The organism is Vibrio sp. B1FIG11 (genome assembly GCF_905175335.1).
Classification (GTDB): domain Bacteria; phylum Pseudomonadota; class Gammaproteobacteria; order Enterobacterales; family Vibrionaceae; genus Vibrio; species Vibrio campbellii.
The window spans coordinates 1874598-1887501 of the sequence record NZ_HG992752.1 but is presented as its reverse complement, the minus strand read 5'-3'; the positions used below and the strand labels follow the sequence as shown (position 1 = coordinate 1887501).

General features: G+C 44.5%; 12 protein-coding genes and 1 pseudogene. 8 read left to right on the top strand and 5 right to left on the bottom strand.

All coding sequences use genetic code 11. The features are described 5' to 3' along the window. Positions 1–44: 44 nt before the first annotated feature. Complete coding sequence (gene creD, locus KHO06_RS25085) at positions 45–1385, top strand: cell envelope integrity protein CreD (RefSeq protein ID WP_212582805.1); 1341 nt, start codon at positions 45–47, stop codon at positions 1383–1385. Beyond that, positions 1372–1800, top strand: a pseudogene (locus KHO06_RS25080) (DUF2809 domain-containing protein). The gene creD and the pseudogene KHO06_RS25080 overlap by 14 nt, the downstream one beginning before the upstream one ends. A 245-nt stretch (positions 1801–2045) precedes the next feature. On the opposite strand, the gene KHO06_RS25075 reads toward KHO06_RS25080, so the two are convergent. Next, positions 2046–2720: a fructose-6-phosphate aldolase gene (locus KHO06_RS25075; RefSeq protein WP_212583438.1), complete on the bottom strand. Its 675-nt coding sequence runs from the start codon at positions 2718–2720 to the stop codon at positions 2046–2048. 256 nt (positions 2721–2976) lie between these two features. Between KHO06_RS25075 and KHO06_RS25070 the strand changes: the two genes are divergently transcribed. The 3 genes from KHO06_RS25070 (at position 2977) to KHO06_RS25060 (ending at position 7215) form a co-directional block, all read left to right on the top strand. Further along, complete coding sequence (locus KHO06_RS25070) at positions 2977–3918, top strand: glycyl-radical enzyme activating protein (RefSeq protein WP_212582804.1); 942 nt, start codon at positions 2977–2979, stop codon at positions 3916–3918. A gap of 2 nt (positions 3919–3920) precedes the next feature. Further along, on the top strand, positions 3921–6359 hold the full coding sequence (locus KHO06_RS25065) for a formate C-acetyltransferase/glycerol dehydratase family glycyl radical enzyme (RefSeq protein WP_212582803.1): 2439 nt from the start codon (positions 3921–3923) through the stop codon (positions 6357–6359). 277 nt (positions 6360–6636) lie between these two features. Next, positions 6637–7215: a hypothetical protein gene (locus KHO06_RS25060; protein ID WP_230624593.1), complete on the top strand. Its 579-nt coding sequence runs from the start codon at positions 6637–6639 to the stop codon at positions 7213–7215. Positions 7216–7672: 457 nt separating this feature from the next. On the opposite strand, the gene KHO06_RS26680 is transcribed toward KHO06_RS25060, so the two are convergent. Genes KHO06_RS26680 through KHO06_RS25045 form a run of 3 tightly spaced genes read right to left on the bottom strand, consistent with a single transcriptional unit; the run spans position 7673 to position 11127 of the window. After that, positions 7673–9265: an ATP-binding protein gene (locus KHO06_RS26680; RefSeq protein WP_244858430.1), complete on the bottom strand. Its 1593-nt coding sequence runs from the start codon at positions 9263–9265 to the stop codon at positions 7673–7675. Then, positions 9186–10277, bottom strand: a complete 1092-nt coding sequence (locus KHO06_RS26675; protein ID WP_244858429.1) for a PAS domain-containing protein — start codon at positions 10275–10277, stop codon at positions 9186–9188. Before KHO06_RS26675 ends, KHO06_RS26680 begins: the two co-directional genes overlap by 80 nt. A 10-nt stretch (positions 10278–10287) precedes the next feature. After that, positions 10288–11127: a phosphate/phosphite/phosphonate ABC transporter substrate-binding protein gene (locus KHO06_RS25045; RefSeq protein ID WP_244858428.1), complete on the bottom strand. Its 840-nt coding sequence runs from the start codon at positions 11125–11127 to the stop codon at positions 10288–10290. A gap of 251 nt (positions 11128–11378) precedes the next feature. On the opposite strand from KHO06_RS25045, the gene KHO06_RS25040 reads away from it, so the two are divergent. From KHO06_RS25040 to KHO06_RS25030, 3 genes are read left to right on the top strand one after another with little or no spacing between them, the layout of a single operon-like run. Next, entirely contained in the window at positions 11379–11708 is a 330-nt protein-coding gene (locus tag KHO06_RS25040) for a hypothetical protein (RefSeq protein WP_045383804.1), read from the top strand. A gap of 22 nt (positions 11709–11730) precedes the next feature. Then, positions 11731–12195, top strand: a complete 465-nt coding sequence (locus KHO06_RS25035) for an NUDIX domain-containing protein (protein WP_047476475.1) — start codon at positions 11731–11733, stop codon at positions 12193–12195. Between the two features lie 32 nt (positions 12196–12227). After that, on the top strand, positions 12228–12722 hold the full coding sequence (locus KHO06_RS25030) for a GNAT family N-acetyltransferase (RefSeq protein ID WP_162092536.1): 495 nt from the start codon (positions 12228–12230) through the stop codon (positions 12720–12722). Positions 12723–12796: 74 nt separating this feature from the next. On the opposite strand, the gene cydX is transcribed toward KHO06_RS25030, so the two are convergent. Beyond that, the gene (cydX, locus tag KHO06_RS25025) at positions 12797–12904 is read right to left on the bottom strand and encodes a cytochrome bd-I oxidase subunit CydX (RefSeq protein WP_162092483.1); all 108 of its coding nucleotides are present in this window, start codon (positions 12902–12904) and stop codon (positions 12797–12799) included.

The following is a 12904-nucleotide window of genomic DNA, read 5'->3' as shown; positions in this document are numbered from 1 at the left end:
ATTGCTGATTTAGATTACTCCCATCAGCAAATGGAGAATGAAATATGAAAAAGATCCTCAATAACCAACTCGGCACGAAGTTCGCATTCGTGCTGTTTTTGTTTGTTTTACTGCAAATCCCACTTTCAATGGTCACAGGGCTGATCTCAGAACGCTCATATCGCCAAGATGAAGTCAGAAATGACATCGCACGCAGCAGCAGTGGCGAACAGCGCATCATTGGTCCATTCATCATGGTTAACTACACTGAAACCAGTTACCGAGATGACAAAGTACAGATTAAAGAGCGTCGTAAATTCCTCCTACCTAGCACTTTTGATATGAGCGCAAATCTGGACAGTTTTGAAAAGTACCGAGGTATTTACCGTGCGCGTTTATACAAAGCGCAAGTGTCGCTGAAAGGCGCTTTTGATGCAGACGATCTCGCGGCGTTGCAGGGACTTGATATTGAAAACATGAGCCTTGTCGTTGGCATTGAAGACAGCCGCGGATTGATTCGTTTGGATGACATGACCATGGCGAGTGCTGATATCGAAGTCGCACCGGGAACAGGGCTAGACCAGTTACCACAAGGCTTCCACAGTGCCCTGAGACTCGCAGAACTAAATGCAGAGCAACCTTTGGCTTTCGATCTTAACTTCTTACTGCAAGGGATGGGGCAGCTTCAAGTCACACCAATCGGCAGTCAAACAACGGTTGAGCTCTCTTCAACATGGGCGCATCCAAGCTTTATTGGTGATTACTTACCGGTGTCGTCCGAGGTATCTGAAGATGGATTTAACGCACAATGGGCGAGCAACAATTTCTCAACCAATATCGCGCAGCTGTTCCAAAGCTGTTTGTCATCGCATCACGCTTGTCACGAGCTTGAACAGCGACAAATGGGCGTAGATTTGATTGATCCCGTGGACCACTATTTGAAATCTCACCGGGCTGTGAACTATTCACTGTTGGTTATCACATTAGTATTTGCGAGTTTCTTCTTACTGGAGCTGTTCCAAGCGCGTCCGGTTCACCCGGTGCAATACGGCTTTATTGGTCTGGCTTTAGCGCTTTTTTATCTATTGCTGATTTCGATGAGTGAACATCTGGGCTTTAACTGGGCGTATGTGGTGTCGGCAGTCGCATCGACAGGCCTTTTAAGTGTGTACGTGAGCGGTATGTTGAGCAACACCAAACACGGCGCGATATTCGGAGCGTGTTTACTTACTCTCTACGGATTACTGTTTGGATTGCTACAAGCAGAAAGCTACGCATTGGTTATGGGGACATTGCTGTGTTTCGCGATTTTGAGCTTCACTATGGTTATTACACGCAACATCGACTGGTACGCACGAAATAAGAAAGCAGAAGAAAGTTCAAAGGCGAATCATGAAGATGTTTAAGCGAGCAATTCTCACTGCTAAGCCAAGTGATATGGTGGAAGAGACGTCCGCTATCCACCTGCGATTTTCGGTAAAAAATGGACTGAAAAGCTTGGTGTGTTTTATCGCATTGGTCGTTATTGCGCTCTATGTTTGAGACAGCTTTATTCGTCCGACAGTTGGTGATGTTCTCGTTGTGGTTTGGCTCTACTACTTTCTCGCAAGCTTGTTTTCCATGCCCGTTAACTGGCTGGTTTCATTGGTGGTGTTGATTGCGTTTGCCGTCGAGTTGGGGCAATTGTTACAGGTTGCTGCTTGGCTTGGTATCGAACCTTCATCGCCTCTGGCTGTAATTTTGGGCGCCACATTTGATTGGAAAGATCTGCTAGCTTACTGCATCGGAGGTTTACTGTGTTGGTGGATGGAAAAGAAATGAAAACCGAGCTGAAAGCCATTACTTTGCCAAGCCGACTCCGCTATTCCAAACGAGGTATTCGTAAGAGGTTCAAAATCAGTTTACTCAAGCGCGTGTACCTTTGGTCACTGACCAATAGAGAGCTGCTGTAGCGCTACTTCTTTATCTGAAACACAAAAGGGAATCTTAAACTCACCGGCGCACAGGGTGAGTTAAGATTCCCTTATTAATAGACCCTAACTAAGACGTCTAGCTGCTACTTTTAATTAGCTTTCAAATGAAAGCTTCTCGCCGAACGTCCCTTTCCAGTCTTTATCGAACTGCTCAACCGCAGGTTTGACTGCTGGATGGGCGAACATTTGTGCCGCCACATCGGTTGGTAATGTAATGGCTTCGATACCAAGTTTCATCACTTCCATCGCTTGTTGAGTGTTCTTGAAGCTGGCTGCCAAAATCTTCGCTGGTAGTTGGTTTTGATCGAGCAACAATTGAAGATCCGCAACCACTTCAATACCGTTGCCGTTCATCGTATCAATGCGGTTTACGTAAGGTGCTAGGTAGTCTGCACCGCACAGTGCCGCTAGGAAACCTTGTTGAGCTGAATAGATAGCAGTAGCAAGAACCTGAATTCCCTCTTTTTTCATTAGCTTAATTGCCGATAAGCCGGTTTCTGTTGCTGGCACTTTTACCACCATATCGTAAGGCAATTCATTCAGTTGGCGCGCTTCTGCCACCATGCCTTCGACGGTTGAACTCACGACTTGAGCGTGAAAGCGAGGTTTACCGCCAAGTGCTTCTTGCATGCCTGCTAGGGTTTCATTCAGTCCCTGTTTTGACTTCGCCAAAATGCTTGGGTTTGTCGTCACGCCTTTTAGCGGTAGGCATTGGTTAAAGCGTTTTACTTCTGCCACATCAGCAGTATCTAAATAAAGTTCAATCATGGTTTCTACCTTAAACAAAATCTTCGCTTTGATGATGGGATCACTATAGATCTGACAATCGAACGAGATCTTGATTTTGATCAATTGAAATTTCATTTGAAACTATAATAATTTCATTAAATGAAAGTTAAGTGAAACTTGTAAACGCTCAAATGAAGCTTTCAGTTAGAAAACAGAAAAGCTGTTCATAAGACTTAACAAGCAAAAGAAACGAATCAGGTACACAGCGGTAGCACAGACCAAGAGGCAAGCAGAGATGTATTTCAATATCCAACGATTCTCTACCCATGATGGCGATGGCATTCGTTCCATTCTTTTTCTTAAAGGATGCAGCTTGTCTTGCCTTTGGTGTCAAAATCCAGAAAGCCGCAGCGAAAAACATTCACTGTTGTTTGATCAGCGAAGCTGCATGGAAGATTGCCAGCTGTGCGTTTCTGCTTATCAAGCCACAACTCAATCTACTGCGGGTAGTGAAACGGTGGGTGATGGTATTCAACGCATCGACAACCAGATCATCATCAATCGAAAAGCAATCAAAGAAGACCAACTGATCGCGCTGCGCAATGTCTGTCCGACGCAAGCACTGACCGTCTGCGGTGAAGAAGCGAAATCAGACATGTTGTTCGACACCTTAATGAAGGACAAACCTTTCTACGACCAAAGCCAAGGTGGTGTGACCTTCTCCGGTGGTGAGCCACTCATGCAAGCGGATTTGGTGGCAGAACTCGCACAGCGTCTGCATGACAACCAAGTCTCTACCGCTATTGAATCGTGCATGCATGTGCCGTGGAAGAACGTCGAAAAAGCCGCGCCGCATATTGATTGTTGGTTGGCGGATTTAAAACACACTGATGAAGAAAAGTTTCTTAGTTGGGCGAAAGGTTCACTAAAACGCATCAAAGACAATTTCCGAAAACTGGCACCTATCGCGAAACGCATTGTGATTCGCGTTCCCGTTGTGCCGGGGTTCAATGACACCATCGAAGAGTTGAAAGACATCATCGATTTTGCGGCTTCACTAGAAAGCTGCCAAGAACTTCACTTGCTGCCGTACCACACGCTCGGCATCAATAAATACCGTTTGCTCGATATGCCTTACGAGTGTTCTGACAAGCCACTAAACAAACCAGAACTGCTAGAAAGCGCCATGCAATACGCAAGCGAAAACACCCAACTTAACGTGATTGTAAGAGGTTAACTATGGATCTGAATTACCTTCCTGAGCGTATCAAAGCGCACAAATCGGCACTGGTAAACATCGTAACGCCACCTGTCTGCACCGAGCGTGCAGAGGCATACACTCGTGCTTATCAAGCAAACGAAGACAAACCTGTGATTGTGCAACGTGCGCTAGCACTGCAAGAGCACTTACGCACTCGTACGATTTGGATTAAACATGATGAGTTGATCGTCGGTAACCAAGCGAGCAAAGTGCGCGCTGCGCCTATTTTCCCAGAATATACAGTGCGTTGGATTGAAGCGGAAATTGATGAGCTAGCCGACCGTCCTGGTGCAGGCTTTGCTGTTACTGAAGAAGATAAGCAAAGCATCCACAGCATCACACCGTATTGGCGTGGTAAAACCGTTCAAGACCGTTGTTATGGCTTGTTTACTGATGAGCAGCAAGAAATCTTAGCCAGCACCATCATTAAAGCCGAAGGCAACATGACTTCGGGTGACGCGCACCTTGCGGTGGATAACGAGAAAATCTTGAAGCTAGGCATGAACAGCTTGCTAGAGGATGTTCGTCAGCACCGTGCTAACAATGATGTTTCGACCTTTGAAGGCTTGAAGAAAGAGCAGTTCTACAAATCGGTCGAAATCGTACTGCTTGCGATTCAAGATCACATGGTGAGCTACGCTGAATTGGCGGCAAAAATGGCGTTAGAAGAGACACGCCCGCTGCGCAAAGCTGAGTTAGAAAGTATTGCGGCAAACTGTCGTCATGTAGCAAGCCACGCACCAGAAAACTTCTGGCAAGCACTGCAATTGAGCTACTTCGTTCAGTTGATGTTACAAATCGAATCGAACGGTCACTCGGTTTCTTTCGGTCGTATGGACCAATTCCTCAACGAGTTTTATGTTCGTGATATCGAAAACGGCACGCTTGAAAAAGGCTTCGCACTTGAGCTTTTACAAAGCTGCTGGTTGAAGCTGCTTGAAGTAAACAAGATTCGCTCTGGTGCGCACTCTAAAGCCTCCGCAGGTTCTCCGCTGTATCAAAACGTGTGTATCGGCGGTCAGAGGTTGAATGAAAAGGGTGAGCCAGAAGACGCAGTAAATCCACTTTCTTGGGCGATTCTGGAATCTTGTGGTCAGTTACGTTCGACGCAACCTAACTTGAGTGTGCGTTACCATGAAGGTTTGAACCAAGAGTTCTTAATGGGCTGTATCGAAGTGATTAAATGCGGCTTCGGTATGCCTGCGTTTAACAACGATGAGATTGTTATTCCTGAATTCATCAAACTTGGCGTAGAGAAAGAAGACGCGTACAACTACGCATCTATCGGCTGTATCGAAACAGCGGTTCCCGGCAAATGGGGTTACCGTTGTACGGGCATGAGCTTCATTAACTTCGCTCGTATCTTGCTTGCTTCATTGAACGAAGGTGTGGATGCAACAACGGGTAAAGCTTTCTTGCCGCACGATAAGTCATTAGCAAAAGGCAACTTTGAGAACTTTGAGCAAGTGACGGCTTCTTGGGCAGAGCAAATCCGCTACTACACTCGTAAATCGATTGAGATTGATACGGTAGTCGACAGCGTGCTTGAGCAGCAGGCACAAGACATCTTCTGTTCAACGCTGGTGGATGACTGTTTGGCTCGCGGTAAAACCGTGAAAGAAGGTGGCGCGAAATACGACTGGGTGTCTGGCTTGCAAGTCGGTATCGCAAACTTGGGTAACAGCCTAGCTGCAATCAAACACCTTGTTTTCGATGACGCGCAGATCACCCAGCCTCTTATCTCACAACAACAGCTGGCAAAAGCACTAGCAGAAGATTTCGACGGCATGGAGAACGAGCAGCTTCGCCAACGTCTTATCAACTTTGCACCAAAATACGGTAATGATGATGACGCAGTAGACCAACTACTGGCAGACGCTTACCAAGTGTACATTGATGAGCTAGAGCAGTTCGTTAATACGCGTCATGGGCGTGGTCCAATTGGTGGCGGTTACTACGCAGGTACATCAAGTATCTCGGCAAACGTCCCATTTGGCGCCTCAACTATGGCAACGCCGGACGGTCGTAAAGCGAAAACGCCATTGGCAGAAGGTGCAAGCCCGTCATCTGGCTCAGACCGTTTAGGCCCAACGGCAGTGTACAACTCGGTCGGTAAGATCCAAGCGAATAAAATCCTTGGTGGCGTGCTGCTTAACCAGAAGTTAAGCCCGGCCGCGGTTGAGTCTGAAGGGGACAAGCTCAAGCTATCTATGTTGATTCGTACCTTCTTCAACCACCATAAAGGTTGGCACGTGCAGTACAACATCGTTTCTCGTGAGACCTTGCTAGCTGCGAAGAAGAACCCTGAACAATATCGTGATCTTGTCGTGCGAGTTGCAGGCTACTCGGCCTTCTTCACTGCGCTATCACCAGATGCGCAAGACGACATCATCGCACGTACTGAGCACGAGTTGTAAGTACACTCATTAAGTAAAACAAAAGGCACCGACTGGTGCCTTTTTTCATTGTTAAATTAGTCATTTAGTATGAAATTGACTCAAGTGGAATCTAAACAACAGTTTGTGTTTATAAAATATGGTGACGGTCGCATCGTGAGTGATTAATTTCATATAAATTAGTGTGATATCACCAGTCAGATAAATATTGTGATCGCGATAACTTGTTGATAGGTCTCCAATAACTAAAAGGGCACCTTGATGTGAGAAGCGAACGGAAAAATACCAACAGAGAATCATGATGGAACTTGTACAAAAGAAAGGATCGAACAAACATACGTTTACTTTCCATGACGATTATTTTAACTATGCCGTTAAAGATAAAAACGGTTCTTTAGACGAAAACTTTCGATACATCGACTTTCCTAACAAATCATCGGTCGTTATTGAACGTAATGAATGGCTCAGGAATGTCGGTGCGCTATGGATTGTTATTGGCCTTTTTCAGCTTGGGAGCGCTATGTATGCTGGCGACCCTTTAAGCGGTAAAGGTTTTTGGATGGTGATCGGTATTCTGTGTATTGGTTGGTCGTATTTCTCCACGATAAAATACAGCGTGTTTGCAATGGACCCAGTTAAAGTTTACGTCATTCAAGAAAGATATCACGACGTTATCGTTGAGGAGATTAAGGGCAGACGCATTCAACAACTGCGCAAGTATTATGGTGACGTAGACCCGGAAAATGACCCAGAAAATGAGATCGAAAAATTCCGTTGGTTACAAAAGGAAGGCGTAATCAGCGAAGAAGAACTGAAGCAAAAAATAGCTGAAATTGAGTTTCTTAAGCATGATGTGCAAGCCCAGTATGTCAATTAATACCGCATGCATTTGAGTGTAAATGGCGAATAGGCTCAAATCTAAATCGAAACAAAAGGCACCAGGTGGTGCCTTTGTTACTTGTTACGTATGAAACTACAGTACCTACAATGGACGAGGAGTTCCGACGATAGATTGTGCGTGATTGAATAGGTTTTGTGGATCCCAATCGTTTTTGATGTATTGCATTTTGATAAATGAATCTCTTGTGGCATCTGGTGCGATATCATTGATAGCACCACCATACACGACGGGTGATATCCATATGTATTCCTCTAGTTGTTAGTGGTAAAACCGTAATTAACATAGAGGGTTATTTATGTGCTTCTTATGATGCATGTATCACCGTGTGTTGTTGTGTATATTTTTGTTTGGAAAGTGGCATTCTTATTCTCACCAACAGAATAATCGTGTTCTTTGTTTCAATTATTATGAGAGTCTCTGTCCGGTACCTTTGTTAACTGACCCATTTTGAAATCATGTTGAGTAAATCGGTCTTTTGAACAGGTTTGGTTAAATAATCATTCATTCCTACTTCAGTGCTTCTGCCTTGTTCTTCCTCTAGTGCATGAGCTGAGAACGCGATGATGGGGCACCAAGGGTAGTCCTGACTTTGTTGCAGATTGCGAATGTCTTCCGTCACGCTGAAGCCATCTTTATTCGGCATCGATATATCGGTAATCACCATGTCAGGTTTGATCTTTTGGTAGTGTTCTACGGCGATGACTCCATCTTCGGCAATGGTCAGATCGATCCCAGTCTTTGACAGCATTTTAGAGATAAGAATTCGATTGACGGAACTGTCTTCAGCCACAAGTAATTTCACGCCACGTAAATCTTTTTGTGGCTTTGACTGGTTGGCACTGCTACTCAAAGGATCTGAATACAAAAGATTAAATAGCTTCCGGTGTGTAATGGGTTGATGGAGTACCTCGCTTTTTTCATCTCGGTTGCTCTCAGTACCATCGAGTAGATATGGAGCCATAAAGAGAATATGCATTTCACTGCTCGTAAGGCTAGGCTTAAGTTTGAAAATGAGTGCTCTGTCTTCTTCTGTTTGAATATTTGCAATAATGCGCTCGAAGTTAGTTTCCTGAAAGTTCGCCTCTTCCAGTGCTTTCACATTTGGAACATGTGTGACATTGAAATGCATGGCTTGTGCGATGGACTTGAAAAGCGTAACGCGTGGCAAATAACTATCAATGAGTAAGACGTTGATGCCAGCCAGATCGTAATCGGTGTCATGATCTGGTGTTTGTTGACAAAGTTTCAAAGAGAAACTGAAACATGAACCACTGCCTAAAGTAGAGGTGACGCTCAGGTCGCCACCATACATTTGAACTAAGCGCTTAGATATTGCTAATCCAAGTCCGGTGCCTTCGTACTTACGCGTGATTGAATTATCGACCTGTTCGAACTTGTCCATTATGTGCGGTAAGCGCTCTTCGGGAATACCAATGCCTGTATCAATAACATCAAAACAGTATACATTGCCTTGTGGGGTTCGTTTTTCTGTTATCTTGATTAAAATGTGCCCTCCTTCGGTGAATTTGACGGCATTTCCTATCAAGTTCAGCAAAATTTGATTTATTCGTCCACGATCTCCAATGACGTGAGCATGAATATCCAAAGGCATATCCACCAATAACTTTAGGTCTTTTTTGTTTGCTTGATAGGCACACAAAGCGGTACTACTTTCCACAAGCTCCCTTAAGTCGAAAGGCTCTTCAATCAAAGTCAGCTTGCCTGCTTCTACTTTACTGTAATCAAGAATGTCGTTGATGAGCGTGATGAGGTTACCGGCCGACTTGTGCAGTAAATGAAGTAAGCTTCTTTGTTCATTTCTCTTCTCACTTTCCAGAAGGATTTCACTAAATCCCATAATGGCATTCATCGGCGTCCTGATTTCATGACTCATGTTGGCCAAAAATTCAGATTTTGCTTTGGTTGCTCTGGCTGATTTTTTGACCTCATCTGATAATTTTTTTTTCAATCTCGATGCGTTCTGAAATATCTCGCTCAACCACAATAAAGCGCTGGACTTGGCCATGCTCGTTCATTACCGGGGAGAGGTCTCTTTCCCCCCAATAAGGCTGATTAGATTTGGTATAGTTAAGGACTTCGGTGCGCACAGGCTGGTGGTTTTGAATACTGTCAGAAAATTTTTGCAGTTGAACGTTTTGAGTATTGGGTCCCTGTAATAATTCACTTAGTGTTTTATCTCTTGCTTCAGCAAGGCTGTATTCTGTCAGTGTTTCAAAGGCGGGGTTAACCCATGTAATTTTACCCACAGGGTCGGTGATGATAATGGCATCTCTCGCATGTTCTGCAACTTGAGCAAGCTGAGATACTTTCTCTGATAGTGCTTTTTGTGATTGGTATTGTTCTTTAATACTGTTCTGCGCTTTAGCAAGCGAAGAGGACATTCGATTAAAGGCTTCTCCTACACGAGTCACTTCATCATTGCCGGATATTTCGATTTGCGATCCGGGACCTTGCTGAGTAACTTTAACGACGCCTTGCCTCAGTAAGTCGAGGCGCTTCATCAAATAGCTACCTAACGCAAATGAGAACAATGCCACAAGCGTCATCTCCAATATGGCAATCATGATGCTTGCCTGTGTGGCTAAGTCTAAAATTTGATGAATACTATCGACTCTGACGCCCATTTCGACAGAGCCAAAAGATTGAGAGTTAAGCGTGATCGGGCTTATGACGTCATAAACCCCGTCGGGTGAGTCAAAGGGTTTTAACGAGGCATCCACATTCGTGTATTCGCCTTGTTTGGTAAGTTCAGTGCCATCGCGGTCCACAATGCGTATATAAGCGAGGTTGTGTTCACTGACAACAGATTGCGCAAAGCTATCTAAATAGGCCAAATCGGTGGCGATAACCGCATCTCTTGAGGCTTTGGCAAACACACTCACTAGCTGTTTACTGCCCACCTCTAGGCTCTTTTCATTGGAGCTTTTTAACCAATTCAGACCACTGACAATCAATATGCCGAGAGCAAGTGCTTCAATGAGGGCAATAGCGATTATCGTCTTCGTTCTAAGAGTCATCGCGCTTCTCTCATAACGAAATGCCTAATTGAACAACGTCATTCCAATCTTTGTCTTCGGCGTGCTGAAGGCCTTTGATGTTCAATAGATGGAAACTACCTTGTGCCTTTGCATCTCGATTAAGAGTCTCAATGCTATTCTGCAATGCTTCGCGAGTTTCTGTCACGACGGAGTGTGAAACCGCGATAGCATGGGGTGTATAGGGAGCTGTCTTGTAAAGTATCTTAAGCTGATTTCTTACGCTCTCATCTAAACTATGAAATGTTCTCGAAACCCCTCCTCCTGCTTGATATAAACCTTTGGCTACACCTAGATAGACGGAGTCATGCGAACCGACGTATTTGGTATCGAAGACAATGCCTTTTTGGGTCAATTCAGACTGATTAATGATAGAGGCAGCAAAGGCACGCGGAGCGGGGAAGGCTATGGTTTGTTGTTGCAGATCTTGTAAGTCACCTTTCCAGTCGGCTTTGGTGACCAAAATACCAGTTATCTTTTTGTCTTTGGCATGCGCAATTGCGGTGTATCCCGGCGTTTGATTCACCAAAGTAAAATGATAAGGATTCATGTAAGCCACATCATACTCACCCGCGGCTAAACGTTTTTCAAAAGTAGGGATATCGCGTGCAGTAGCAAATTTGAGTTCAACACCCGCCAATTCCCCCCATCGGTCAAGCAAGGGTTGCCATTGCTCGGCGAGTTTGGCTGCTGATTGTTGTGGCACGACACCAAATATTAGCTGCGGTTTAGCCATCAGCTTAGGTGGCAACATGAGCACAAGTAGACAGATAACCATTGGAAAAACGCTCAAAACTCTACACATTTTGTGGCGATAGATATTTGATACCATCAAGCCCCCTAAAAATAATGCCAGTCATTAAGCCTGTACTTTTTGTTATTTAATAAGGATAGGCAACAATGCGATTAGTGACTCATTTTCTTGTTAGAGAAAGGCCGGTGGAGCGGCAAACCACCCTTTATCTTCTATTTGAACTCTCTGTTCATATGTGTGATTTATATCGAGTTTAGATTTATAACTAATTGAATAAGTTGGTTATTTGAATAGTCTTGCAAGACTTAAATTGCATAGTAGAAGAACGGATGTTTTTACTTATCTCAATATTGGCTGGGTTAGCAGCACTGGTTTGGTTTTACCGAGAAGGGCAGGTTATCGGTTTAAACCGAATTCTCGGTATGCTTTATTTCATTGCGTACACTGTGGTGTATTTGTACGTCCCACCATTCCTTGAGGCTGGTCATCAATATATAGGTAAAACCTACGAGCTTGTCCCAATCGTTTGCTTTTACTTTATTTTGCAACCTGATCCTGAAGAGGCATCGGTAGAGCAAAAGGCCATGACCTTCTTCGCATGGTGTGGATTGCTATTCATCACCTGCTTCTTGTTGTATTTCAAAATGAATGTTTGGTAAAAAGTATATTCAAGGATGAAAGATGAGTGCCAGTCACTATGTAAAAGAGCTACGCAGCAAAGTTGGGAATCAAGTATTAATGATTCCGGGCGTTGCAGCCGTGATCCTTAATGAAAGTAATAAACTGCTTTTGCAAAAGAAAGCGGATGGCAGTTGGAGTTTACCTGCAGGCATGATTGAGCCAGCCGAATCACCTTCGCAAGCCGTGATTCGAGAAGTCAGAGAAGAGACCGGACTCAAGATTAAAGTTGAACGTGTGCTCGGTGTTTTCGGTGGAGAGGGGTTTGGTTTTACTTATCCAAACGGCGACCAAGTTGAATACACAGTTATCTTGTTAAAGTGTCTGCAAACGGGACACTTTGACGAACAGCTAGATGACGAGACTATCGAGCTGGCTTGGTTCTCTAAAACAGATATGCCGACACTTGCTTTGCCTTATCCCCTTGAGTGCTTATTTGCAGAAAACATCGAACCATTGGTTTCGTAGCGAATGCTCACTCAAACTAAACAAGGAAGAAAATGCAAATAGTTAAAGCCAACCTCAGTCATTTAGAAGCGTTTGAGCAGTATGTAGAAAAGTGTGCTCAGGCGGGAATGGAAATGTACGTCGCCGCCCAAAGCGATAGTGAAGCGCTTTTGAAAAAACGAATTAGATACTCAAAGGGCGAAGGTTTACCGGAAGGTTGGACGCCGTCTTCGACATACTTCTGTATCGAAGAAGGGGTGATACTTGGTTCGATTCGAGTTCGTGAAGGGAACAACGATTACCTTGAAAATGTGATAGGGCATATTGGTTACGAAACTGCGCCAGATGCTCAAGGTAAAGGCATCGCCACATTGATGTTGAATTGGGTGAAAACCGAGGTCGTTGAGGAATCTGCAATCGTAACTTGTGATGTGGGCAATATCGCATCAAGACGCGTGATCGAAAAAGCGGGTGGCGAGTTCCTCAATACGTTTTATTCAGAACAAGATAAATACGAAGTGCGCCGCTATCGATTGTCGGCAGAGTAAATCATTGAGATGAACAAACGCCCTCGTGATTGAGGGCGTTTGTTATTGAGAATGTTCCATTCTGAAGTGAGAACCTAGAACTCTTCCTCTTCAAAGCGTCCTTTGTTCTCTAGCCATAAACCATTGATGACACCAAAGGCGCAGGCGAGTAATACGCCAAGTACCCAACACATGTACCACAT